Genomic DNA, 24,834 nt, shown 5'->3' with positions numbered 1-24,834 from the left:
TGGTAGGCTACCGTGTACACACATCTCTAAAAATCCTACCCACCCAATATGTTCAAGTGAAAGTCCCACACTGAGCAAATATCCCGCCCTGAACTAAAGTTCCGGGCTGATAGTTAAAGTCCTCTAAAAGAGGACTAAACTAAATTTCTTGTTTAGTCCTCTTTTAGAGGACTTGCGTTATGAGACTCGGAATTTATTCCGAGGCGGGATAGATACACTGCACCAACACTTGTGTGTACACCGTAGCCTGGTAGGAGAGGGGCTGGGAGAGAGGTCAAAATAGCACTCGTCGAACTCACGTCATATTAGATGACCCACAAACCCAAACTTATCCCAGTGAAGGGAAAGAGGAAAGCAGGAGGAGAATAACTCCTAACTCCTAACTCTTGTACAGACGCGATTAATCGCGTCTCTACTCCCCACCCCCTAATTTGTCTCCTGAATTTGCAAACGAACAGTGTGTTCAGTCGCACCACTAAGTTGCAATTCCATGATTTCACCACCCAGAGGTTCCAAGCAAGTGAGGAGCGATCGCAAGTTGGGTGTACTTGCACCAGTATCTACATATAATCGATCTGCTAAATTACCGATCCGTTTCCAAGTCATGTACAATTTAGCGATCGTTTGTTCAATCTGCGATGCTTGATTTACCAAATCAGCAGCAATGCTCAAACAGCCGACTCTTTGCGCTTCTTCTAAAGCTGTTTCAATATCAACATTCTCCTGCGTTAGCGCCTGAACTTGAGCCGCCCCTTTAAGATATTTCGCCAAGTTACGCGCTTCGCTAGTTACCTGTTTGAGGGTATCCACATCAGGATTGGCAGCTATTTCCTTCTGGATAAACTTTTGATGCGATTCTGGCAGTTTTTCCATTTCCTTCACCAGTGGGGCAATGTAGCGCGGGGGAAGGGTGTTATCTGCGGCTTTTTCTTTAACGGCTTCGGGTAATAAATCTGAGGACATGGCTGTCCATTCATCATTGAGTTGACGCACTTCTCGCCTAGTGATGCGATCGCCTTTTTGGGCGGCTTCACTCACCATCTGTTGCACTTCTGGGACTGCTTTGGAGGTTTCAACAAATGCCCGTTTACTGAAGTTGTTCACAGATCCGGGGTCAAGTTTACCATCTTCAATCAGAGTATCGGCACTATTGGCCAGTTGAATCCAGGAGTATGCTTGACTTTTACTGATTTCCCGCTCTTTTAACCATCGCAAAAAGCCAGTACCACGTCCGTCACCACCGACTTTTTCTCTGTCGCGGATCGCCCGTAAAATTCGTCCCCGCCAGATTTCAGTTTGCAAATCAAAGCGATCGCATACCTGCCAAGCTATTTCTAGCTGCTGTTGAAAATCTGACTCTAGAATCTGTTCATCTTCTGGATCGGGCAGTTCAAAGCTGATATCGGCTGGCTGTTGTAAAGCAGCAGCAAGGTCGTTGATGGAGTCGGTATCTTGCACGATTGATGACTAACTAGTGGATGCGATCGGCTTATTATGCCACAATCTGTGGACTCTCACTTAAGGGGGAGTACGGTATTTTGAGTTACAACAAAGATAGTAGGAAAGGGGTAAACCCAATACTGCTCGGTTAAAGGGAAAAGGGTAAGGGGAAAAGGAGTAGAAGGCTTGATATATAAGGTTTTTTCCCTTTTAACATGAGTCCCTTTCCCCAAAACCCGATAAGTATTGGGGGTAAACCACCTTTGTAAAGTCAAGAATAAAGGCGTCAGTCGCCAGAATGGGCTAAACCTTAGCTATCCGCTAACAGAATTTAATTCTGTGTGATGGTTACTGAGCTTGTCGTACCACTTCGTGGAAGCAAGCTACGCGCAGCGTCTTGTAGAGAAGTACTGGCGGATAGCGCAGAGTCTTGTAGAGAGTGTCTTGATTCTGAATTCTGAATTCTGAATTGTGCATTCTTCTTTAATTAATCAGAGAGAATAAAAATAAAACGATGAACCAGGTAGACTACCTCCGCATTAGCTTAATCGATCGCTGCAATTTTCGTTGTCAGTACTGTATGCCAGAGGGAGTAGAACTGGACTATATTCTCAAGCAACAGTTATTGACTGATGAAGAACTACTCACCTTAATTCAAGAGGTATTTATTCCAGTAGGCTTTACCCGATTTCGGTTGACTGGGGGGGAACCCTTATTGCGTCCGCGTGTGGTGGATTTGGTCGGTGCGATCGCAACTTTACCCCAAACTCAAGATATCTCAATGACCACTAACGGTTTTTTGCTGGCTCCGATGGCACAAAACCTTTATAATGCTGGTCTGCGACGAATTAATATTAGTCTTGACTCTCTCGATCCCGATATTTTTGACCAAATTATTGGTAATCAGGGGCGTTCTCGTTGGCAACAAGTTTGGCAGGGGATTCAAGCTGCCCATCAAGTCGGATTCGACCCCCTGAAGCTGAATGTGGTCGTAATTCCTGGCGTTAATGACCACGAAGTTCTCGATTTAGCCGCCCTAACAATTGATAAACAGTGGCACGTTCGCTTTATTGAATTTATGCCCATTGGTAATGTACATTTGTTTGGCGATCGCGGTTGGGTATCTTCAGCCGATTTACGAGAACGTATTCGCGATCGCTGGGGCTTGACAGAATCACAAGTTCGTGGTGCTGGCCCTGCTGATGTCTTTCAAATTCCCAATGCGAAGGGGACACTAGGATTTATTAGTCAGATGTCGGAATGTTTTTGCGATCGTTGTAATCGGATGCGCCTGAGTGCTGATGGCTGGCTGCGTCCCTGTCTATTGAATGAAACTGGTCAAATAGATTTAAAAACTGCCCTGCGTTCTGGTGTCAGCACCACTCAATTACAAGAGCAGGTCAGACATTTACTCGGAATCAAGCCAGAAATTAACTTTAAAGGGCGTGATTCTGGCATTTTAGGTGCATATACTCGCACCATGTCGCAAATTGGCGGTTGAAAAAAGTTAGGAGTTAAAAGTGAGGAGTTAGAAATTATCGTCTTGCAACTCCTAACTCATAACTCCTAACTCCTAACTGTTTAAGCTTGTCGTGAGTAGTATTCCACCACAAGTAGTTCATTAATTTGTAATGCCACCCATTCGCGCTCAATAACGCTATTGACTTTACCAACCAATTTATTTTTGTCAAACTCCAAATGACTGGGGAGGTTTGCCAAACCGGGATATTGCAAGTTAGCTTCCACCAATTTCCGTGATTGTGCCCGATCTCTGACGGCAATTGTTTCACCAGGACGGCATTGGTAGCTGGCAATGTTCACCACACGACCGTTAACAGTTACGTGACCGTGATTTACCAATTGACGAGCGGCTGGGATAGTTGGAGCTATACCTAAGCGGAAAACGGTATTATCCAAGCGCATCTCTAGCAATTGCAACAGTACTTGTCCGGTAGAACCAGTAACACGTCTGGCTTTCCGCACATAGCGGAGCAATTGCTTTTCAGTCAAACCGTAGTTGAAGCGGAGCTTTTGCTTTTCCTCTAAACGGATAGCATATTCAGAGCGCTTCTTGCGATTCTGGCCATGCTGCCCAGGTGGGTAAGCGCGTCTGGCACTTTTACGAGTTAATCCTGGTAAGTCGCCCAAGCGGCGGACAATTCTGAGGCGGGGCCCTCTATATCGGGACATGAGTTTCCTTAATCTAATCCTGTTTAAACTTTATCGAAACATTCCATTTTGACACTCCCCTAATTGTTAATCAGGGGATTCTTGGTTTTTTGAAGCTGCTTACCGAGGTAAGACGTATCTCACCAAGGTAGACGCATCGATTTTTGCGCCAGTTGCTTTTAATCGGTAAACCCGACAAACTAGCCTCCAAGCCTGAATTCCGACCTGTCACGCCGTACTTCTGCCCATAAGTTTTTTGTGTTTATTTAGTTTCGTAGGCTACTCAATCATCAGATTGGTTTACGCAGTATTCTTACTCTGAAATACTTTTTACGTTGCCTACTTATCTTTCAAACAGCTATATTAACACAATTTTCGACATAATTAATTATGTCCATACTTTACTACCTCTGAAATTCTTAGATTACAGAGGATTTTTAAGATATTTGAGTTAGCATAACTTTGGGTGTTTGGAGAATGGCAATGTCAATGAGCAAAAAAGTGGTTAGCAGAGTTAAGAACAAACAAGGCAGTTCCACCTCCAGGATTTTAACATTACCAGTTTTGGCTATAGCTGGATGTTTAACAATCTTGCCTAATGTGGCTGTTGCTGCCTCTTACAGGAATGATTATAGTGTCTGTGCGGGTCGCCTACTGAGTGTGGGTGTAAAGGCAGAAGCGGCATCAGCAGGTTGTGCAGCAGCATTGCGTCCAAGAGATTTGGCTGCTTGCGTGGTGAAAATTGATAAGGAAACCCAAATTGCTGCAACGGATGCGCTTTTTTCTTGTGGGAAGGCCCGGCGTCCTGAAGAGTTAGCAACCTGTGTAGTTGGTGTTAGCTTAAGTACTAAGGAAGAAGCTAATCCGACAGTTTTAGATTATTGTGGACGCAGTTTGTTACCCGTGCGCTTTGGTCAGTGTGTGGTTGGCTTGCGTAGCCAAATCAACTTTCCCGCTACTCAAGCGCTAGATACTTGTATCAGTGCTGCTGATAGTGTTATCGGTGCTTCATCTTCGTCTACACAGCCAACGATAATTCCTGAGGGTTCAAGTCCAAATTTAGAAACTACCCCATTTCCAAACCAACCGGTTGTTCCAACTCAACCAGTTATTCCAACTCAACCAGTTATTCCAACTCAACCAGTTATTCCAACCCAACCAGTTGTTCCAACTCAACCGGGCACTAATTAGATTACAGTGCTTTGTGTAATTGATATACAGGTTGAATTTAGAGTGGCTATTTGCCAACCTGATTCAGGCACTACCAAAAAATAAATTATCCGATTTTAATTTGTAGGTTGGGTTGAGCAACAGCGAAACCCAGCCTTATATATTTACAATGCTTCAACCTGACTGGATAATTTACCTTTGCTGACTGTATAGCTTTGGTTAGGCAATGACAGTAATATTTACATTAGTTACTATTGCTTGATTCGAGAACTAGGCGATTTGAACTTGTGCAGCTTTACCAATCCCATCTGCGTCAAAAAAAAGATTACCGATCGATACGCTTGGCTTTGTGAAAAATTGTAGGTTGGGTGAAGCAAAGCGCAACCTAACAAAGCTATGAAAATGTTGGGTTACTCTTCGAGAAGCCCCTTCGGGTCTACGTTTTTCAAACCCCACTTGCTTCTCCCTTAGCGCAACGCCTCTGTCAAAAGGAGAAGGAGAGACGCGCAGCGTGAAGCTTGCTTCCCCAAAGGGGTACAAGTCGGGAAACCGCAAAGGCGCAGTGCCTCGCCAACCTACACAACTTAAGGTTTTTGGTGCTAACCCAAGCGTATTAAATTATCGGTAGTTCGATCGTAGAGAAAGCGATCGCTTTGTCGCACTAGTTCCAAGTCGGAACAAGCTGGAATTAAAGCAATAATAGTTACTATATTTCTTACTTTGGTGTTTATATCATCATCGAAAGGTTGAAGAAGTTTCAGCATCTCGCCCAAAAAAGCCGTCTTTTTGCCCTTCTCAATGATGCCAACACCCGATCTTATCTAGACTACAAAGATATCACGCGAACCTTCAGGCGGATTGTACACTAATGCAACTTTTGTCAAACGTTGTATTAAGTAGGATAAACTTCGGTAGCACTTCTGCCACTTGTGGGCATACGATACCTAGCACTGTTCCCATGTCCACTGACCAGATAAGCATTTCATTCAAATAAATGAAAAACATTATAATTCTCCTCTCCAACGCAAAGAGGAGTTGGAGAGAGGTTAGTTGAACTCACGTCAGTTTTTCAGCTTTGGGAATTTAGGATTTTGCACAGTTTGTACAGTTAGTTGTACTAGTCTTCTCTTTCACCAAAAGCTGTCTGTAAAACCACTGCAATACCACCGTCTTGATGATATTTGTCTGCCCAGGCACGGATAACTTCATCCAATTCTTCCATAGCCCGATCCATTTTTTCTGGGAGGATATCAAGTTCTTCCAGCAAACGCATGGCATTTCGTCGTCGTTCTGCCCAATTTTTCATCATGCGGAAATACCGAGCAGTATCTTCCACGGTGATGTGTGTACGTTCTTCATCGTCTGTTGGGGTATAAGAAAGACGGGTAAGCGCGTAGAAGGGCATTCCCCAAGGAGAATCAATCCGCGTTACTGTTCCTGAGTAAAGCAGACGGCGCTTGATATGCTCGCCCAAAGCTTCACTCAAAGGCATTTGGTGTTCTGCTGGTAAGTCTTCTTGCGATCGCTTGTGTAAAAACTCGATCAAATCCAGAAACTCAAAGGAGCTAACTAACTGAGCATCAGGTAGATTACTTGGTAGTTTCTGCTCAATTTGTCTTTTTTCTTCACTTGTCAGATTAGTACCAGGAACGCGCGATCGCCCCGGTTGCCAAGGATATTTTTCTAGCCAGACATAAGGCAATTGAATTAAATAGCGAGGTTCTTGAGAACCCAGCATTTTTAACAGTTTGCCTTCTGTTAGTGCCTGCCTGACTTCTTCTACAATAATTTTTACTCGTTTTGGCTCCAAGTGGTGCAAATGCCCTGTCATCCGCAGGTTTTGTCCCTGCTCTAGATAGGTCATGTAAATTGCACACTTTGCTGCTGTTGCGGCTGCGTCTAAAAATGCCCCATGCCTGTGCCCACTCGTCCGCATGGCACTAAAAGCCAGATAAAGCATGATCTGATCCATCGCACTGGGGTCAAGACGTTTGATCAGATCTATGTCGTTACTCATATTACAGACAATTGAATAGCACGTTTACACAATTTTAATCGAGTGAAAATAAGTAGTACACACCTGGCTGAAAGCTGTCTTTACTTCAAACTATATTAGTATGCGATAACGATGATATCGGTGGTAGCGCAAACTACCATTTTCGCATCTTTCCTGGTTAAAAAGCAGAGTTGCTAGTTGTGACTATAACTGTCTGAAGCATTTAACCGGGAAATTAGAGACACCACCAAATCTAGTTTAACGGTGGTTTATGTCCCAACAGTCAACTATGCTGCAATTCATCTCCAAAGCCTTTCAGTTTTCTGGTTTTTTTCATCTTTCAAGAGCAACAACGTCAAGCTGCTTACACCTAATGATGGTGCTGTGCCGATTCAGAATAAAAACTAGTTTGCACAGTTAATCTGGGATATTTGTTACTAGAAAAAGATGCTTTTTTGCCACTTTGGCGAATTATTTGTAGTACACAATTGACTAGAAATAATTGGGAATTGTCTCAAAACAAATCGCTTACCAGGTGTAGCCACATTTAGAGGTTGAGCTATACAGCCCGTTGTCAACTATCATTTTGTTCACAACCTCCAGTGATGTCTCGGTAATATGAGCCGTTGGCTTGAGGAAAGATAGTAGACATCAAGTAGAGCAAATAATTCCAATTTCAAAATACCTGTTGTTTTTCAAATATTGTTCTATATCATATCACCATTTTTTCGTTTTGAAATAAAATTGTGCATTTTAAAGTTTATAAATGATGACTATTTAAATATTTTATATTCTGCTTAAATCAAGGTTTGATGATATTTTATATCTATCCTAAATCCCACTTTTATTTATTATTTTATATATGATGAGTGGACACAAAAAGCCGCGATTACTTCCGACTCAATCGCGTAGATATAAGGCTTTGCTGCTCGTGCTAATAACCGAAAGATTAGTTAATAGCTATACATATAATAAGACATCTTGGGTTCCATCCGATGATTGTTTAGAGTTTTTTTTGCCATAAATTTATATTTCTTTCATGAAAGAATTTTAAATTTTGATGATTTAACTAATTTCTTGGCTACTTTCAAGTATGTTTTACCTCGCTATTTTGTATATTTCAGAGACTTAAATTACGTAGATAGTTTGTCGCGAGAAAAGAGTGAGAATCCGTAGTAAGCTACGATAAAAGCTTCTTTTTCTGGGTGTTTTGGCGATCGCAGATTAAGTTGACTTGTATAAAACGATAGAAATAAAGATACCATTTTACAAAACACAATTAGTAAGTGGGTGTGAATAATTAAAGATTTGTAGTGACTTAGTGCAGTCTGGGAGGCTTCCTCATTAAGGACAAATAAAACGGAACAACAAGGACTTTAGCTCTCACTACAAGGCAATTTCATGTAATTTACATTGCTTAACATAAGTTAGTCTATTCTTGCCCACTTACTTTGCCTCCTATACTGAAAAAACAGGTAGGCCGACCGCCTAATATCAACTAAGTACGTTTGGCTTGAAAAAACGAGTTCCTCTAAGCATTTCTGCGACTTCTCCATCTCTTAGTTCCAAAATATGCTGCAATAGTCTTAACTCCTTGCGAATATTCTCTCTGAGCAAGTACTTATGCTCGTACTACTCATGTTGCTTACATATACGTGTTTTCCCTACCTGTATCAGGCTAAATTCCTAAAAATATATTACAAGTCGATTTATTCTGAATACTGCTTGCCGATCTATTAAGTGTTATAGCAAGAGGCAGCTTTGCAGGAGGCAGTGTTTCGACTCCCAACTCTTGGAGAGGCTGCACTTCGACTCATTTCGGCTACGCGGTAGTTGAATCTCGACTTACTTCGACTACGCTCAGTACAAGTCGCTCGATTACCGCGCAGCGATGCACTGAGCGCAGTCGAAGTGTCGAAACTCAATGACCAACGCTCTGTTACCACGCCAACGACTACGCGGTAGTTGAATCTCGACTTACTTCGACTAAGCGGTAGTTGAATCTCGACTTCGCTCGATTACCACGCAGTCGAAACTCAGTACAAGTCGCTCGATTACCGCGCAGCGATGCACTGAGCCTGTCCTGAGCGTAGCCGAAGGGCGCAGTCGAAGTGTCGAAACTCAGGGCAAGTCGCTCAACAACCATGCTGGAGGTAAAAACCTTGCTATTTCTGAGATTTCCGCTTGTCATTATGTCCTAATCTACCTGGCAACTGCTATAGCAGGGGACAGGGAACAGGTGACAGAGGACAGGGTTGAAAGTCTCTTGGTGTCTAGGTTCTATATTCAGTTTATGTCCTAACCTACCTGGCGATCGCTATATATCTGCACCCAATACTGCTTGGGTTTTGGATTTTAAACTGGAATTTGGTTTTGGGAAAAGGTTATACCAATTCAAAATTCAAAATTAGGAAAGCTAGACAGGACAAAGGTATGTCCGTATGTATCTGTCGCATTCTTTTTTAAAATTGGTATCAAAGGTTTTTTCTTTCCCCTTTCCCATTCCCCTTTTCCCGTTAACCGACAAGTATTGTATCTGCACCTATACAGCATTCTGAAATTATTCGTAAAAACTTAAATCCCCAACTTCTTTGAGAAGTCGGGGATCTTGAAGTTACAAGTGAGTGCATTAGCGTCAAGATTGATGCTGAGAGTGATGGGGAGTAAAGTAGCTCCTATCACTCTTAAGCTGATTGAACTCGCCATTTAATTCGTGGGACTAGAGGATTTAACCTGATTTCGCATTGTTTCAAAGCTGAAAGCAGCTGCGCCAAAGGTTACAAATAACACTCCCAGAATTTGCACAATATCCAAATTTTCTTGAATGATTAACCCAGCGAAAATCACGGTTAAAACTGGGATGCTACCACCGATGAGCGCCGATCGCGAGGCACCTAGTTTACTAATACCAACATTATTGAGCAAATAACCTGCAAGGGTCAGCACGCCTAAAATAAACGCGCTTAAAACCAATTCCAGCATTTTCGAGGGGTCAACTACTACCAAGTTCCAACTGCTGGGCAAAGGTAGCATCAAACAGATAAAGCTCAACAACAACATGGTAGTGAAGTTGATTAAAGTAAAAGTCACCGGATGGAGTTTGCTAGCACAGACTCGCGTCAGAATTATGTAGGCACCAAAAGCCACACCCGAAAGAATGGCAGTGCTGCTTCCTATTGAAGTATTACCGATACCGATGCTGGGAGAACCTCCTAAAACCAACAATTCACCGCAGCAAATCGCGGCGATCGCGGCGATGCGGAATAGAGTGGGGCGATCGCGAAACAGAAACCACGAGAATAGACCACTAACCATTGGATAGATAAAGAACAGTGCGATCGCCATTCCCGTTGTGACTTGAGCGATCGCAATATAGATTAATACCTGAGATAAAAACAAAAAGCAGCCACTCACAATTGACAACACCAAAATCTGCTTGGTAGCGGCATTGGCAGGTGTGGAATTTCCTCGGACTGAAGCAGACAAGTTATCCAAATCTTGCCACAGTCTTGGATGCAATATCGGAGACAAAAGTACCATTAGTGGTACGACTACCATAAACCGTAGCGTCAAAATTAACAGAGTATTGCCCAAAGTCGGCGGTAGCAATTGCTCTACCTCTAATACTCCAAAAATCTGGGAACCTTCATGGAAAATCACCTTGATGGCTACGTTGTAAAGTGACGACACCACTGCCGATAAGACGATCAAAAACAAACCGATTCTGAGTGTCGATAACCCAGAAGAATTAGGCGATCGCGATTGTGGGGGTTTTGCTTCCACCTGCGCTTCTGGCGCAGTGGTCGATGAGGATTCAGCTGTACTTTGCGATACGTTCTTACGGCGGACAGAAAGTGGTTCAGCAGGAATCTTGAGAGAAGGTCGGATTATTCTCGGCTGTAGCACAGATGCGAGCTGAGGCTCTGATTTCGTTTCGTCTTCCGGCGATTCCTGATTGAGGACAGAAATTGGCTCGGTGGCATTATCCTTTGGTGGCGGAACTACAGCCGCAGTAGGTTCTGATGGCGTTTCTCTTACCGACAAATCCTTGCTTGGATTCGCGGTATTTTCTTTAATAATCGGCGGCTCTAGTGTTGTTTGTTTTGGCGACAAATCCTTACTGGGAGAAGAAATTGGATTCGCGGTATTTTCTCTAACAATCGACGGCTCTGGTATTGTTTCTTTTGGCGACAAATCCTTGCTGGGAGAAGAAATTGGATTCGCGACGTTTTCTTTAACAATTGGTGGCTCTGATGTTATTTCCCTGACCGATACATCCTTGCTGGGAGAAGAAATTGGATTTGCGGTGTTTTCTCTAACAGTCGGCGGTTCTAATGTTGTTTCCCTTGGTGAAAATTGATTGGAGATCGGGGAAATTGGCTCAAGGGAATTTCTTACTACTTGCTCAAACTCTGGCAAGGATGTTTCAACAGAACTGTTTTTTTGTGGCTCCGTAAACTGCAAAACAGTAGGTATACCTGCTGTTGCTGATTTGCGTGAAGTTTCTTCTATAGTTTTTTCTAGTTCTCCATGCAGGCGGTTAACAAACTCCGCCAAAATCGTTTCCCCTTGCTGCTGCTGGCTATACATCCGTGACAACTGTTGGGAAAGATTACTTTGATAGTTCTTCAGTTCCTGTTGTAAGGAATTAAAGGTAACAGTAACAGTGTCATCGAGACTGTCAAACATGTGTTCGACTTTTTCATTGATTTCACCGACTACATTGCTGCTCACTTCAGCAGACTTCAACGCCGCTTGTTCGTAAGATTTGCCCTCTATGCTTTGATTAGCTAAAGTTGTCAGAGAGGATTGCAGTTGTGAAGATATATGCTTTGCCAGAACTTCTGCCAGTTGCCGAATTAATACTTGCTGCTCGGTGATTTGGCGCACTTGTTGTAAATGCTCTTTTTCCTCTACCAAGCTTTGAATCTCATCAGATAACCGATTTTTTTCTGACTGAAGCCGCTTTACGTCTTCCTGCAAGCCTCTGAGGACATTCTGCTGAAGATTTTCTAAGTCTTCAACTAAAGCCCAAAGAGCATTTTCTGCTGCTCTAGATAGCTCCCCTCTGACTCTTGGGTTTTCTGGTTGCTTCTCGAATCGCCCCATTAGCTTCTAACCTCTAATACTTTGACGATAAAGCTGCTTCCCGTACACTTTATTGGCGGTCATCCTAATTTCCTGTATTTTGTCAGATAAATTAAAAATTTTAACAGCACTTCCGCATTTCAACGTAATTCTGTCATACTAGACACAAGTTAGCAAAGCATCTAAGTTTGCCAACACAGCTGACTACACCGTGTTCTCTTCAGTATTGATAAGTATTTAACCATTAGATTTGGAATTTTAGTGAGGTAGCACCCGTCTCAATACTGCTCGGTTAACCATTTTTAACTGGCCATTGGGTTTGGGGAAAAGGTTAAAGGGTAAAGGTTAAAGGTTAAAGGTTTTTTCTTTCTCCTTTTCCCCAAAACCCGAAAAGTATTAGATCGCCACGCCTGGAAGTGCCTTAAATAGGAACTTTTTTATTTTTGGTCAGTTTAATTTTCATAAATTATTTGCCAATGAAATTTTACTTTTAAAGAAATCTCACTCCAAATAAATATTTATTGTTTTGCTGCCAACAATAATTGTCAAAGATTCACAGATGCGTGTGCGTAGGCGACTTGTCGCTAGATATCCCCACCAAATTGTCTGACTTGCGAAACTAACTGTAAATTTGTGTGGAATGTAACTGGTGTGACAGTTTATATCTCTAAACGGGGATTAAAGTATCCTTCTGTGGAAATTCTAAGTTACGTTATCCCCTGCACAACATTCTAATGAATGAGCAACAATTCTGCAAAAGCACGCTTTTTTTGGCGTTGTTGCAGTCTGGGTTTTGCTTTGAGTAAATTCCAATAGAGGAAAAGTTGGGAAAATATTAATAATTCTTAGAAGAATAAAATTCGGGCGATGCTGAAAATGGCAGCGCTAAGGGCAGCACTCACGGGGATTGTAATTAGCCATGCGGCAGCAATACCTTTTAGTGTTTGAAACTTAATCGACTTGAGATTTTGCACTAGTCCAATACCAACTACACCGCCGACGAGAGCGTGAGAGGTGGAGACTGGTAAACCTAGCCGGGAAGCAATAAGTATGGTGGTAGCAGTTGCCAGTTCGGCACAAAATCCACTACTGGGTTGCAAGGCAATGATGTTTTCGCCAATGGTAGCAATAACTTTTTTTCCCCAGACAGCTAAACCACCAACAATACCAGCACCACCAAGGATTAAAATCCAAAGCGGGATAGTTATACCATCAGTAGGTACGCTACCAGTGCGATTGATGTAAACGATCGCAGCTAAAGGAGCGATCGCATTTCCCACATCATTAGAACCGTGAGCAAAGGCGACAAAGCAAGCACTTAGGAGTTGGAATCGACCGAATAATCTTTCTACGGGATTTGGGAGTATTTCTCCCTTGTCTCCCTTATCTCCCAATTGTCGCCAACTAATGATTGTGAGTCCAACTGCTGCGATTGCACCTGTTAACAGAGGGATGTCGTAAGCAGGGATTGTAAAACCAACTTGCTCAATTACAAAATTGGTTAGCGGTTCTGTGAGCGATGGTAAGACAATTACGCCGAATATACCTAGCAGCGCAGTGCTTAACCAGGGAATCCACTCTTGTAACTGGACTATTTGATTGGGTCGATCCAAAATCCAGTGCTTGATTTGACTGTAAAATAAAGCGGCGATCGCACCACTAATTAATGGCGTTAAAATCCAGCCAATGGTAATTAAGCCAATTGATGACCAATCAATTGCATTTACTCCCAAAGCTACCCAACTAAATCCAGCGATCGCACCAACAACCGCATGAGAAGATGAGACTGGTAAACCGCGTGATGTGGCAATTTGCAACCACACACCACAGGATATTAATACCGTTACCATCCCAGTAACTAATATTTGGGGTGTAGCTGCGAATAAAGCGGGATTAGCAATTTTCGTTGCGAGAGTTTCCGTTACCTCATGTCCAAACAACACAGCACCCGTAAACTCTAATACCCCAGCAATTATTAGTGCTTGTTTGAGAGTGACAGCTTTGGAACCTACAGAGGTTCCCATCGCATTAGCGACATCGTTTGCTCCGAGATTCCAGGCGACGTAGAAAGCTAGTAGAGCGACGAAAAGTAGAGTAATAAGCATTTTGTTGCGGACAAGGGGAAAGTGAGAGAGATAAGGATGAAACGTGAGCTTGTAAGGGTGAACTTTGAACCTTTGAGCTTCATCGTCGAACCTTTGAGCTTCATCGTTGAACCTTTTAGCTTCACCGTTGAACCTTTTAGCTCCGTCGTTGAACCTTTGAGCTTCACCGTTGAACCTTTGAGCTTCACCGTCGAACCTTTGAGCTTCACCGTTGAACCTTTTAGCTTCATCGTCGAACCTTTGAGCTTCATCGTTGAACCTTTTAGCTCCGTCGTTGAACCTTTTAGCTTCACCGTTGAACCTTTTAGCTCCATTGTCGAACCTTTGAGCTTCACCGTCGAACCTTTGAGCTTCACCGTTGAACCTTTTAGCTTCATCGTTGAACCTTTTAGCTCCATCGTCGAACCTTTTAGCTTCGTAGCTGAATCTCAGACAGAACTTTAAACTTCTAGTTTTAACACTCTCCTATCTCCCTAATCTTCCTTTTGCGGATAAATTAAGATTTTATAAGTATCCGGTGTGGGTGCGATCGCAACTTCCACGGCTGCTGATAAATCTTTTAATGGATAGCGATCGCTAATCAACGCTTTTACATCAATTCGCTGATTAAACACAATATCGGCTGATAGATTCTGAAGCCGATAAGATGAGCTATAACTGCCGATCAAGTCAATTTCTCGACGGTAGAGGATATTTGGGTTAATGGGAATTTCCACCTCATCAGGAAATTCGGCGAAAAACAAGATTTTACCGCCTTTGCGGGTACTATCAAGTGCTTGAAAGAAAGCTTTCTCACTCGGAACCGCCAGCAAGGTGACATCAACGCCTAGTCCACCAGTTAAGGCATGAATTTTGGCAGATAAATCGGGATCGCGAGCATCAAAAGCCGCCTCTGCAGCGACACTCAAGGCTTTATCAATTCTAGAGGGTAGTAAATCAGTAGCGATCGCTTTTGCTCCGAAATACTTCACCAACATAATGAACATTAACCCAATTGGCCCAGCACCAGTAACTAATACAGTTTGTCCTGGAGCAATTTGAGCTTTTCTCACTGCCTTCAAACAGCAGTTAGTTGGTTCTACAAAACTGGCTTCTTCAAAACTAATATTATCCGGGATGGAAATTAACCCACCGTTTTCCACAATATGTCCTGGAACTTTGACATAATCAGCAAAACCGCCACCACTGGCGTTAAAGCCTGCGGTAGTGGAGATGTTTTTGTAAACATCGCACATCGAGAAATTATCATTTAGGCAATAGGCGCAACGCATACAAGGGATGTGATGCATCACTGCTACCCGTTGTCCAACTTGCCAACCTTTGACATTATTGCCTACTGCTGCGATCGTGCCGGCGGTTTCATGTCCAAAAATGCGCGGCGGTTCATACAGTGGATAACGAATTTTTTTTATATCTGACTGACACAATCCCACAACCCGCACCTGTACCAGCACTTCATCTGCTTCCAGAGTTGGAACTGGGATATCTTCGTAAGACAGTTGATTAACGCCTCTAAATACCTGTGCTTTCACCTTGGTTTTTCCCCGCTTAACGATACTAGATGTAACATTAGCAGTCAACGTTAGGCTATCACACCTGTGATTTTTGTGTGTTGGCTTGTTTTAAGCGTTGTTCAAATTTTTAAAGTTGGTCAATAGTCAAAATTATAGTTTTTTGAGCCAGTTGGGTGGGCGGGTTTTCCGGCTTGAGCAAACTGGCGTGGACTATGGACTACTGACCCTTGACAAACAAAAATTATGGGAGAGTGGTAAAAAGGCTCAACACTTAGCATCTGTAAGAGTAAGGTTAAAATATAGACATTCTTCATGGTAGGCGATCGCCTTTAAGCCTTGATATTGGGTCAGTCACTAAAGTGAGATTATAAAATCATTCGAGTCTTGGGAACTGGTAGTTTTGGTCAAACCATCAAAAAAAATTTTAATTTATATAAAATAATTAATTTCCTTTTGTATCCTTAGTAAAGTACGAGGAGCAACACCAACTTGTTTAGCTTTTTTTAACCAATCTTTGACCTGATTTTCATTGCCTAAAAAATAATCTGCTTTAGCAATGTAGCAACAACTATATGCGATATCAATGAGATCGTTACCTGATTCCGTTAAAGGTAAAAGCATTTCTTTACCTTCACTATATCTACCTAATTCTATTAAAATAGCTCCTCTAGTTCCTTGAATAGTTTTAATATCACCAGCTAATGCCAGTGCTTGAGCAGACCAAGCATCAGCTTTTTGCAAATATTGAATTTGTTCATGCTCAATAACAATCGAAACTAAAATATCAAGAATATATAGTTTATCTCTTACAATCAGACAATCGTTGATTACAATTGCCTCCAATAATTCAATTGCTCGATCAAAGTTTCTTTTCTCGAATTCTACTTGAGCTTCATATAGTATTTGTAATATTTTCAAATTATTATTAAAAAACTCAATTAAAGAATCATTTTTATTAATTGTGTATCTAGCTAAACCTAACTTTTGTTGAATAAATTCTGCCTGAGTTTTAGTCAAAGCATCGAGTACTTGCTGACCATCGTTGGAATGCTTTTGTCCGTATAAAGTTAATTGTGATGGACAAAGATTTCCAATAATTAATAAAGATTCAAAAACAGCAAAAAATATTATAATATTTAGAAAGCTTGTAAATTTATAATGTAAAATTCTCTGATTGTAAATATTAATAATTAATCCAAATAATAAACAATTAATCATCGGCCCGGCTAAATACACAAATATCAACTTAGGTTTAATGTTATGCAAGCTTAAATTAGACATATAAGTTATACCACCATTTGGGAAAATATTAAGTTCAAATATACAATTAAATAATTTAAACTTTAACATTCTTTTTCCAGTTCCAATTTTTACTGAATATGGATTAAAACCAATCATTTTAGCTACTGTAAAATGTCCCATTTCGTGACAAGAAATTGAAAAATAAGCCCAAGCATAAATCAATAAAACTTCCATTTTAATCACAAGTTCCTCTTTATTTATTAGTATTCCCAAATAATTACTATTTATTTTCAGTAAAAATACGATAAATAGATAATCAATTTGACATTCTAATTATTTAATCATTAGCTAATACAAACATTAGACAATAATAAAAGACTTATGCAAGAGGATAAAATCTCATGTATCTCGTCAACAATACGTAAATTATTTATGGTTAATCAAACATATATAGCTGATGTTTTAGTTGTCGGCGGTGGAACCGGAGGCACTGCGGCTGCTATCCAAGCGGCACGACGGGGAGCCAAAACCATTTTGGTGAGTGAATTTCCTTGGTTGGGAGGAATGCTAACTTCGGCTGGAGTGTCTGTACCCGATGGCAATGAATTAGAATCCTTTCAAACAGGGTTATGGGGTGCGTTTTTGCAGGAATTGCGACAACGACAGCCTGGAGGATTAGATAACAGTTGGGTAAGCTTTTTTAGTTACGATCCCCGAATTGGAGCAGAGATTTTTGCAGATTGGGTGCAGGAATTGCCGAATTTGCACTGGATTTCTGGACAAGTACCTTTAGAGGTATTTCGACAAGGTGATTTGATTACTGGTGTCCGCTTTGCTGATTTTGCTGTCACAGCCAAGATTATTCTCGATGGCACAGAATTAGGAGATTTATTAGCTTTAGCTGACATACCTTACCGTTGGGGCTGGGAATTGCAATCTGAGTGGGGAGAACCCAGCGCCCCAGTGACTTTTAGCTCTTTAACCCACAAATATCCTGTGCAAGCGCCCACTTATGTAGTGATTATGCAGGACTTTGGTGAAGCAATAGCACCAGAGATTCCAACTGCGCCTAACTATAATTCATCGCAGTTTACAGGTGCTTGGGATGCCTATGGAGCAGAGACATTTTTAAATTATGGACGTTTGCCCGGTGGCCTATTTATGATCAACTGGCCAATCTGTGGCAATGACTACGGCGAAGGGGTAGGGCGATTGATAGAGTCAGATGTATCCAGAGGTGAATTCATCCAAGAATCTCGCTGGCACAGCCAAAATTTTGCTCATTTTATCCAAAAACAGCTTGGTCGTCGCTATGGTTTAGCAGAAAAAGTATTTCCTCACACTTCTACAGCTTTTGCACTGCATCCCTATTACCGGGAAAGCCGCCGCTTGGTGGGGCTAACTACTGTCCGAGAACAGGATATTTTGCCGATCGCAAAAGGTAGAGTTGCATCTATATTTAATGATGCAATCGCAGTTGGTAATTACGCCAATGACCATCATTATCCTGGTGTTCAATTCTCACTGCAACCTAAATCGATCCGTTGGGGGGGGCGTTGGACTGGAACTCCTTTTACAATTCCCTACAGTTGTCTAATTCCAGCCGCAACAGATGGTTTCTTGGTGTGTGAAAAGAATATTTCTGTCTCCCACATTGCCAATGGCGCTACCAGATTACAACCTGTGGTGATGGGAATTGGTCAAGCAGCAGGGATGGCGGCGGCGATATGTGTTGAATTAAACTGCCAGCCGAGGGATTTACCTATTATAAAGCTGCAAACGGCTTTATTAGATGATAATCGCTCAAAAGCGCTAATTATTCCTTTGTTTAATCTTCCCCCCAATCGTTCGGATTGGCGGCACTGGCAACTGTATTACTTAGATAACCCACAAGCCTATCCAGTTAGTGGCGATTGCCCTGAATCTGCTTTTGGCAAGCCATTAATTCCGGAAAGTAACTGTTTCAAAGGGATTTTTTACCGCTTGGAACAGCAGGAATACAGATTCACTGTCACAGCACCAGCCACATATCAAGGGCAAAACTGGCAGCTTGTGACTTTGCGATCGCATATCGACGAGCAATTACGCGCTTATCCCCACGAACAATTAGTTACATTGTGGGGTCATTACAATCACTCTGGTAATTGGTTATTAGTCGAACATTTAAACGGAGGATAAGAAGAGTTTATTTTCAGTAAAACAGAATACTTTTTGATGAATTGTCCGGATATTAATCAAAAAGCTAAGTATCAGTGAAGTGGAGAGTTCCCAAATAGACATTTGCTATGCGTGCTGCCATTTCACTTTTAGTCTCGAGTCTGGTGTTCGGCCCCTTAGCTTTTAACTGCCAAGCAATGGTCAATCACTTATCAACAGGGCTGCCTTCCACGCCTACTTCGTCACAGTGGCTCTCGGCGGCATCTGAACAAGCTTCAGATGATGCGCCACGTCATCGTGGTAGTGGGCGCAGAGAAGTGACACAAAAAGTCCGAAATATCTATGCTGTGGTTTAACTACTGTAGGGTAATGCCTCTTTTCCCAAAGGAACAGAATTACCAGGAAACAGGATATTGTGTTAACGTCTTTTACACAGCTTTTCTGGCGGAGATATATACAGTTGACACACGAAAGTCTTCAGCGATCGCTTAGTATTTCAACTGCAAACTTTGTATATATATAGTTGGTCTCAATTCTGCCGATCAAAAAGCAAATCAAATTAAGTGCTTTGATTGATAGCATTACCAACTCCTCAAAAGCTCTACAACTGTTGCTCATTTTCGGTGGAAAGCTTTGCATCTCAATCCTCAACGGCTCTAGAAATAGATGTTATTTAGGCTACGAGTTAATCTAAAGCACATCTAATTCAGACATTTTGCTTGTTGAAGAAACAGCCTTAGGGCAACTTCACTTTATTCCCCAATAAATTTTCTTCTCATACATCGAGTAGCCGATTATCTACAAAAGAAAGTAACCGCTCTTCGCTCTGACATTTGTTTAGCGCCTTTTGCCGAAGCATAAAATCCCTTTCGTTTCATCTCTTGCTTATCTAGGTAGGGATTCGCATAAGTAGTATAGGTTTATTGCACTTGCTAACAAATTTATTATTCTTGACCTACTTTTACCCTTTGGTTCGTTCTCCTCGTAGATGGCTCCCGACGAAATAAGTGTTAAGAAGGATCTGCCAGATCATCTTAGTCTTTTTAATTATTTTACACCCAAGGCCAGATGCAAAAATTTGCATTTGGCCTTTTTATATGAATTTTTTTTAAAGAAACGTGAGTTCGACAAGTCTTATTTGACCTCTCCCCCAACCCCTCTCCGACACGGAGAGGGGAGCAAAAAGCTGAATTTTTCGTTGCTCCTCCCTTTGGGTTTCGGAGAGGGAGGCTGGGAGGGAGAGATTCATCGAACTCACGTTAAAGAAAAAGGAGTGGGAGAGATGAGGGAGAAAAACTATTAATTATTTCAATGCCCCATACCCAATCCCCCATGCCCTTTTACACCGTTGTTTTCTTGCGGCTACTTTCTGTATCCTGAATGCCGTTGAGGAACATTGGCACAAACTTCTCAATAAACATCTGTGGATCTCGCTGCCAAGCCTTTTGTGCAGCTTGAATCCTAGTAAATTGCAACTCCGGCGCTAGCAAAGTCTGGGGTAAGCGTTCCATCAAATATTGAGGACGTTGCCAAAGCGGCATAGTATTTGCCACTTCCACCAGGTTGGCAACTCGCCGTAGTTCTGCACCCAAGGTGATATCCATTCCTGATTCAAATGCGGCTTGTTCAATTACGGTATATTTTCGCTTGGCTTGCTCTACTTTTTGCTGATGTTCTGGACTCTTACGCGCAATTTCTCCTAGCCAACGATTACCCCAACGGACATGTCCTACTTCTTCTGGAAGAATTTTTTCAATCGTTTCCCGAATTTTGATGTTTTCTTCTGTCTGAGGTGCTTGTTTAAGCGCGTGAATGTGGGCAGAGAAATACTCACAACCCCGCTTTTCGGTAATGTTAATTGCGGCCAAGGCAGCAATTATCCCGTCCTCTAGGTTATGTTTTGGATCGTAGGTGTCTTTGTCGAGCAGCCGATCAAATTCATCAATATAGGAAGTTCCGGGGGGAGTTCCTATATCGCTTCCCAAATCAATCAACAAATCAGTTAGCCACATGGCATGACGAGCTTCATCTGAGATGTGATGAGACAAATCCCGTACCAGTTCCCGTGGCTGTCCATTCAGTTGTTCAATTACCTCAGTTAGGTCTTTGCAACTACGTTGTTCGCTGTAACGGTAGCGGTTGAGAGTAATTAGATGGATTTCGCGATCGCATACCACTCGTTTCAATATATCTCTCGCACTCAAAACATTTTGAAATTTGCGTGGGTAGGTAACTGTCATAACTTATGTAAAGTTTTGTAAATCTTTATTTAATGCTAACTTAATTTTTTCAACTGTTGTATTTATGCCGCTTCACCTAAAAAAACAGTAAAAGTTATAAAAATTAGTCACTTTTTAGTCACTTTTGAACTAGTCACTTTTGAACTGAAGTGTCAGACCTTTTAAATGTAAACAAAAGTAACGAATAAGTGTTCTGTCTTGAGAGAGGTGTGTTTTTTCAGGTGAGACAATCTGAAGCCAGATGATTTTAGCCGTCAAAAGTGGCTTAGGGAGATTTTTCCAGCTCTGGGAAAAAATAGCTGATATTGTCAGCAAAAGCAAATATAAATTTTTTAAAACAGTAGCTTATGTTACAGAATTTTTGTTATAGTAGTCTCAGGAAAACAAAAATTATATATTCACAAAATAGAGAGGGCTATGGTTATGTCTATTGCAGATAAATCTCGGGCGTTAATGGCGCGTGAACACCAACAAGTCAAGAATCGCCAACAATCAATGCTGATGCGTGCGGCACAAGAACTTGGTCTTCCTGAAGAAGCATCCCACTACTGGAACCCAATTCAAGGGAAGGTTGATGCTAACACTCGGATGATTTATGGGCCGAGTCATGCTTCCATGAGCTAAGTTTGAAGGTTGATTTTTTGAGTGAATATCTCAACCGGCAGCTCTAAAAAAAGCCACCCTTTATCTAGGGTGGCAAAACTTACTTATGACTTTTTAGTTAGATACGACTCTTAATTAAGCGTCGTAATAGAGGTAAAACTCGTAAGGATGAGGACGCAGCTGCAACTGTTTGACTTCGTTACCTAGTTTGTAGTCAATCCAATTTTCGATAAAGTCTTCCGTGAAGACGCCTGATTCGGTCAAGAAGGCGTGATCTTTTTCCAGTGCTTGCAAAGCCAGTTCTAAAGAACCTGGAGTTGAAGGAACCTTTGCCAGTTCTTCTGGAGAGAGTTCATAGATATTCTTATCTAAGGGTTCACCAGGATGGATTTTGTTCTTGATGCCATCGAGACCAGCACAAAGCATTGCAGCAAATGCCAAATAGGGGTTAGAAGTAGCATCTGGACAACGGAATTCCAAACGTTTGGCTTTGGGGTTAGTACCAGATAGAGGAATACGGATAGAAGCGGAACGGTTCCCTTGGGAGTAAGCCAAGTTAACAGGAGCTTCATAACCAGGTACTAGGCGCTTGTATGAGTTGGTGCTAGGGTTGGTGATTGCCAACAGCGCTGGTGCGTGTTTGAGAAGACCACCAATGTAGTACAAGCCCATTTCGCTCAAACCAGCATACTTATCACCTGCAAACAGAGGTTGGCCATCTTTCCAGATGGATTGGTGACAGTGCATTCCCGAACCGTTATCGCCAAAAATTGGTTTTGGCATGAAGGTAACGGTTTTGCCGTATTTCTTGGCAACGTTCTTGATGACATATTTGTAAATCATCAACCAGTCAGCCGCTTCGATCAACTTACCAAAACGGAAACCTAGTTCGCACTGACCACCAGTAGCAACTTCGTGGTGATGTTTTTCAATGGGCACACCTAATTGTGCCATTGTCAACAGCATCTCTGTACGGATATCTTGAAAAGAATCCGTTGGTGAAACTGGGAAGTAACCTTCTTTGAAGCGTGGTTTGTAACCCAAGTTGGGTTTGTTATCTGTACCAGCTTTACCGGAATTCCAAGCACCTTCTTCGGAGTCTAAGAAGTAGTAGCCTTCGTTGGCGGTTTGGGCAAATCTAGCATTGTCAAAGATAAAGAACTCAGCTTCAGGGCCAAAGAAAGCTGTGTCACCAAGACCAGTGGAAACCAGGTAATCTATTGCTTTTTGGGCAATAACCCGTGGGCAACGGTTGTACCATTCTCCCGTGCGGGGTTCTTTAATACTACAAATTATACTTAGCGTTGGCACTTCCATGAAGGGGTCGATCCAAGCAGTGTTGGGGTCGAGTACCATCGTCATGTCCGATTCGTTGATCGCTTTCCAACCTCGGATGCTGGAACCGTCAAACGGTACGCCATCAGTGAATGCAGTCTCATCGATTTGGTTTTGGTACAGTGTGAGGTGCTGCCAAGTCCCTACTGTATCGATGAATTTGAGATCGATCAGCTGAATTTTTTGGTCTTGGATCAATTTCAAGACTTCTTGTGGTGTTGTCATTGTTACTCCTTCTCTACCAATTTCCTAAAGTAAACCAGAATATTACATTGCATCCTAACCCTGCCGATCTCAATCAGGCCGTGACACACCAGAAATATCTTAAATACTAGACATTAGCTGATTTTGTAGCTTGTACTACAGATATCTGGATTATCAGGTTATATTAACCTTTCGGCGATCATCTGTACAAAACTGGAAAGTTCATCATATAGGGGTCAACTTTGGCATAGAATCCATAGATAGTGGATAGATTGTTTTTGTGCCGAATCTATTTTTAATAGCACAAAACTTTACTGGTGCATAAGTGCAGCCAAATAAATATCAAACCATAAATAGCAATGATTGGGAGAAGAAGGAATGCGCGATGCGGTAACAAGTTTAATTAAGAATTATGACCTAGCTGGTCGATATTTTGACCGGAATGCGATCGATAGCCTGAAGTCTTACTTTGATAGTGGTACAGCAAGAGTACAAGCAGCGGCGGCGATAAATTCTAATGCGGCTGGACTTGTCAAGCAAGCTGGTTTACAGTTATTTGAAGAACTGCCAGAATTGATTCGCCCTGGTGGAAATGCTTATACAACTCGTCGTTATGCAGCTTGTCTGCGCGATATGGACTACTATCTGCGCTACGCCACTTATGCGCTGGTTGCTGGGAACACCAATGTGTTGGATGAACGAGTGCTGCAAGGGCTGCGGGAAACTTACAATTCTTTAGGAGTACCTATTGGGCCTACGGTTCGCGGTATCCAGATTCTCAAGGATCTAATTAAGGAGCAAGTAGCAGCAGCAGGTGTGGTTAACAGTGCTTTTGTAGATGAACCATTCGATCACATTACACGTGAGTTGAGCGAGATAGATATTTAGATTTTAAGTGGGCCAGGTGTCTACCTCGACATAAACATAAATAGCGATCGCACTTTGGTTTAATGGAGCGATCGCTTTTTTGTGAATACCAACTATTGATGGATTCTCTTTCTGGGGATGCTTGATAGTCAGTTTGGACATCTGTTAACTTTTGTAATTGTGTCATCATTGTATTTATCTCCCTATATGGGGGTTTACGAAGCGATCGCTTTTCCGTGCTGGGGGCGATCGCTATTTTTTTGCAGATTCTGTAGTTAAAACCTGCGTCGGTTTTACAGAGATAATATCATTAGTGCTGCACCTGGATGCACTTATTTGGTAAAATTTTGGCAGCACAGTGAGGCACTATATAGGGGGTGTAAGTATGGAAATATTTGAAATGCCGTCGAGATGGAGATTAACAGTAAACCTGACAGAAGAAACACTAAAAGGACTGGAGGAATGGGCAAAAACTCAAAAACGTACTACCAGTAATCTAGCCGCAGCAATACTTACGAGGGCATTGGAGGCTTATGAACAAGGAGTTTACACTGACCCTGCTGCTACTCTTCCTAACTTTCAACAGCAGGATACAAATAGCGACACTTCCTCGTCTAATTCTGAAGATCGGCAGGATTAGTCAGCTAATTCTTAAGAGCATAGGAATAAACGTCATAAGCCACAATAGAAGTTGCCGATGTTTG

The 24,834-nt window shown here is 42.0% G+C and carries 20 protein-coding genes; 7 read left to right on the top strand and 13 right to left on the bottom strand.

Features of this window, described 5'->3' with window-relative positions; translation table 11 throughout:
* Positions 1–426: 426 nt before the first annotated feature.
* On the bottom strand, positions 427–1,458 hold the full coding sequence (locus tag NSTC731_RS16485) for a hypothetical protein (RefSeq protein WP_445631727.1): 1,032 nt from the start codon (positions 1,456–1,458) through the stop codon (positions 427–429).
* Positions 1,459–1,954: 496 nt separating this feature from the next.
* Here NSTC731_RS16485 and moaA point away from each other — a divergent pair, with 496 nt between their 5' ends.
* A complete protein-coding gene (gene moaA, locus NSTC731_RS16480) occupies positions 1,955–2,941 on the top strand; it encodes a GTP 3',8-cyclase MoaA (protein WP_445631726.1) in 987 nt (328 codons plus the stop codon).
* A gap of 80 nt (positions 2,942–3,021) precedes the next feature.
* Here moaA and rpsD read toward each other — a convergent pair whose 3' ends face one another.
* Positions 3,022–3,630, bottom strand: a complete 609-nt coding sequence (gene rpsD, locus NSTC731_RS16475) for a 30S ribosomal protein S4 (RefSeq protein ID WP_445631725.1) — start codon at positions 3,628–3,630, stop codon at positions 3,022–3,024.
* A 468-nt stretch (positions 3,631–4,098) separates the two neighbouring features.
* On the opposite strand from rpsD, the gene NSTC731_RS16470 reads away from it, so the two are divergent.
* Complete coding sequence (locus tag NSTC731_RS16470; RefSeq protein ID WP_445631724.1) at positions 4,099–4,800, top strand: hypothetical protein; 702 nt, start codon at positions 4,099–4,101, stop codon at positions 4,798–4,800.
* Positions 4,801–5,378: 578 nt separating this feature from the next.
* Here NSTC731_RS16470 and NSTC731_RS16465 read toward each other — a convergent pair.
* The 8 genes from NSTC731_RS16465 to NSTC731_RS16430 all read right to left on the bottom strand — a co-directional run bounded on the left by NSTC731_RS16465 (position 5,379) and on the right by NSTC731_RS16430 (position 16,958).
* Entirely contained in the window at positions 5,379–5,543 is a 165-nt protein-coding gene (locus tag NSTC731_RS16465) for a hypothetical protein (RefSeq protein ID WP_445631723.1), read from the bottom strand.
* Between the two features lie 353 nt (positions 5,544–5,896).
* Complete coding sequence (hetR, locus tag NSTC731_RS16460) at positions 5,897–6,796, bottom strand: heterocyst differentiation master regulator HetR (protein ID WP_445631722.1); 900 nt, start codon at positions 6,794–6,796, stop codon at positions 5,897–5,899.
* Positions 6,797–8,729: 1,933 nt separating this feature from the next.
* On the bottom strand, positions 8,730–8,966 hold the full coding sequence (locus tag NSTC731_RS16455; protein WP_445631721.1) for a hypothetical protein: 237 nt from the start codon (positions 8,964–8,966) through the stop codon (positions 8,730–8,732).
* Between the two features lie 515 nt (positions 8,967–9,481).
* Positions 9,482–11,884: an EamA family transporter gene (locus NSTC731_RS16450; RefSeq protein WP_445631720.1), complete on the bottom strand. Its 2,403-nt coding sequence runs from the start codon at positions 11,882–11,884 to the stop codon at positions 9,482–9,484.
* An 824-nt stretch (positions 11,885–12,708) separates the two neighbouring features.
* Positions 12,709–13,968, bottom strand: coding sequence for an inorganic phosphate transporter (locus NSTC731_RS16445; protein ID WP_445631719.1), 1,260 nt, complete (start codon positions 13,966–13,968; stop codon positions 12,709–12,711).
* Positions 13,935–14,366: a hypothetical protein gene (locus NSTC731_RS16440; RefSeq protein WP_445631718.1), complete on the bottom strand. Its 432-nt coding sequence runs from the start codon at positions 14,364–14,366 to the stop codon at positions 13,935–13,937. Before NSTC731_RS16440 ends, NSTC731_RS16445 begins: the two co-directional genes overlap by 34 nt.
* A gap of 75 nt (positions 14,367–14,441) precedes the next feature.
* Entirely contained in the window at positions 14,442–15,500 is a 1,059-nt protein-coding gene (locus NSTC731_RS16435; protein WP_445632110.1) for a zinc-dependent dehydrogenase, read from the bottom strand.
* Between the two features lie 411 nt (positions 15,501–15,911).
* Entirely contained in the window at positions 15,912–16,958 is a 1,047-nt protein-coding gene (locus tag NSTC731_RS16430) for a site-2 protease family protein (protein WP_445631717.1), read from the bottom strand.
* A 198-nt stretch (positions 16,959–17,156) separates the two neighbouring features.
* On the opposite strand from NSTC731_RS16430, the gene NSTC731_RS16425 reads away from it, so the two are divergent.
* Both NSTC731_RS16425 and patX read left to right on the top strand, forming a co-directional pair.
* Entirely contained in the window at positions 17,157–18,902 is a 1,746-nt protein-coding gene (locus tag NSTC731_RS16425) for an FAD-dependent oxidoreductase (protein ID WP_445631716.1), read from the top strand.
* Positions 18,903–19,009: 107 nt separating this feature from the next.
* Positions 19,010–19,237 (top strand): heterocyst-inhibiting protein PatX, encoded by a 228-nt coding sequence (patX, locus tag NSTC731_RS16420; RefSeq protein ID WP_445631715.1) that lies wholly within the window; start codon positions 19,010–19,012, stop codon positions 19,235–19,237.
* A gap of 984 nt (positions 19,238–20,221) precedes the next feature.
* On the opposite strand, the gene NSTC731_RS16415 is transcribed toward patX, so the two are convergent.
* Complete coding sequence (locus NSTC731_RS16415; RefSeq protein ID WP_445631714.1) at positions 20,222–21,121, bottom strand: ferritin-like domain-containing protein; 900 nt, start codon at positions 21,119–21,121, stop codon at positions 20,222–20,224.
* 423 nt (positions 21,122–21,544) lie between these two features.
* Here NSTC731_RS16415 and NSTC731_RS16410 point away from each other — a divergent pair, with 423 nt between their 5' ends.
* Positions 21,545–21,745: a hypothetical protein gene (locus tag NSTC731_RS16410; RefSeq protein ID WP_322677020.1), complete on the top strand. Its 201-nt coding sequence runs from the start codon at positions 21,545–21,547 to the stop codon at positions 21,743–21,745.
* A gap of 114 nt (positions 21,746–21,859) precedes the next feature.
* Here NSTC731_RS16410 and glnA read toward each other — a convergent pair whose 3' ends face one another.
* The gene (gene glnA / locus NSTC731_RS16405) at positions 21,860–23,284 is read right to left on the bottom strand and encodes a type I glutamate--ammonia ligase (protein WP_445631713.1); all 1,425 of its coding nucleotides are present in this window, start codon (positions 23,282–23,284) and stop codon (positions 21,860–21,862) included.
* 357 nt (positions 23,285–23,641) lie between these two features.
* Between glnA and apcB the strand changes: the two genes are divergently transcribed.
* A complete protein-coding gene (gene apcB, locus NSTC731_RS16400; protein ID WP_445631712.1) occupies positions 23,642–24,151 on the top strand; it encodes an allophycocyanin subunit beta in 510 nt (169 codons plus the stop codon).
* A gap of 3 nt (positions 24,152–24,154) precedes the next feature.
* Here apcB and NSTC731_RS16395 read toward each other — a convergent pair whose 3' ends face one another.
* Positions 24,155–24,292: a hypothetical protein gene (locus NSTC731_RS16395; protein ID WP_445631711.1), complete on the bottom strand. Its 138-nt coding sequence runs from the start codon at positions 24,290–24,292 to the stop codon at positions 24,155–24,157.
* 223 nt (positions 24,293–24,515) lie between these two features.
* Here NSTC731_RS16395 and NSTC731_RS16390 point away from each other — a divergent pair, with 223 nt between their 5' ends.
* Positions 24,516–24,770, top strand: a complete 255-nt coding sequence (locus NSTC731_RS16390) for a ribbon-helix-helix domain-containing protein (protein WP_445631710.1) — start codon at positions 24,516–24,518, stop codon at positions 24,768–24,770.
* The last annotated feature ends 64 nt before the right edge of the window (positions 24,771–24,834 follow it).

Source organism: Nostoc sp. DSM 114167, assembly GCF_052692655.1.
Note: the sequence above shows the minus strand (reverse complement) of the source record. Positions and strands in the feature narration are given on the sequence as shown.

What these genes read in the sequence shown, in the direction of transcription:
- moaA (WP_445631726.1), top strand. Translation starts at nt 1,955, where the DNA reads ATGAACCAGGTAGACTACCTCCGCATTAGCTTAATCGATCGCTGCAAT.
- rpsD (WP_445631725.1), bottom strand. Translation starts at nt 3,630, where the DNA reads ATGTCCCGATATAGAGGGCCCCGCCTCAGAATTGTCCGCCGCTTGGGC.
- NSTC731_RS16470 (WP_445631724.1), top strand. Translation starts at nt 4,099, where the DNA reads ATGAGCAAAAAAGTGGTTAGCAGAGTTAAGAACAAACAAGGCAGTTCC.
- NSTC731_RS16465 (WP_445631723.1), bottom strand. Translation starts at nt 5,543, where the DNA reads ATGCTGAAACTTCTTCAACCTTTCGATGATGATATAAACACCAAAGTA.
- hetR (WP_445631722.1), bottom strand. Translation starts at nt 6,796, where the DNA reads ATGAGTAACGACATAGATCTGATCAAACGTCTTGACCCCAGTGCGATG.
- NSTC731_RS16455 (WP_445631721.1), bottom strand. Translation starts at nt 8,966, where the DNA reads ATGACAAGCGGAAATCTCAGAAATAGCAAGGTTTTTACCTCCAGCATG.
- NSTC731_RS16450 (WP_445631720.1), bottom strand. Translation starts at nt 11,884, where the DNA reads ATGGGGCGATTCGAGAAGCAACCAGAAAACCCAAGAGTCAGAGGGGAG.
- NSTC731_RS16445 (WP_445631719.1), bottom strand. Translation starts at nt 13,968, where the DNA reads ATGCTTATTACTCTACTTTTCGTCGCTCTACTAGCTTTCTACGTCGCC.
- NSTC731_RS16440 (WP_445631718.1), bottom strand. Translation starts at nt 14,366, where the DNA reads ATGGAGCTAAAAGGTTCAACGATGAAGCTAAAAGGTTCAACGGTGAAG.
- NSTC731_RS16430 (WP_445631717.1), bottom strand. Translation starts at nt 16,958, where the DNA reads ATGGAAGTTTTATTGATTTATGCTTGGGCTTATTTTTCAATTTCTTGT.
- NSTC731_RS16425 (WP_445631716.1), top strand. Translation starts at nt 17,157, where the DNA reads ATGGTTAATCAAACATATATAGCTGATGTTTTAGTTGTCGGCGGTGGA.
- patX (WP_445631715.1), top strand. Translation starts at nt 19,010, where the DNA reads ATGCGTGCTGCCATTTCACTTTTAGTCTCGAGTCTGGTGTTCGGCCCC.
- NSTC731_RS16415 (WP_445631714.1), bottom strand. Translation starts at nt 21,121, where the DNA reads ATGACAGTTACCTACCCACGCAAATTTCAAAATGTTTTGAGTGCGAGA.
- NSTC731_RS16410 (WP_322677020.1), top strand. Translation starts at nt 21,545, where the DNA reads ATGTCTATTGCAGATAAATCTCGGGCGTTAATGGCGCGTGAACACCAA.
- glnA (WP_445631713.1), bottom strand. Translation starts at nt 23,284, where the DNA reads ATGACAACACCACAAGAAGTCTTGAAATTGATCCAAGACCAAAAAATT.
- apcB (WP_445631712.1), top strand. Translation starts at nt 23,642, where the DNA reads ATGCGCGATGCGGTAACAAGTTTAATTAAGAATTATGACCTAGCTGGT.
- NSTC731_RS16395 (WP_445631711.1), bottom strand. Translation starts at nt 24,292, where the DNA reads ATGTCCAAACTGACTATCAAGCATCCCCAGAAAGAGAATCCATCAATA.
- NSTC731_RS16390 (WP_445631710.1), top strand. Translation starts at nt 24,516, where the DNA reads ATGGAAATATTTGAAATGCCGTCGAGATGGAGATTAACAGTAAACCTG.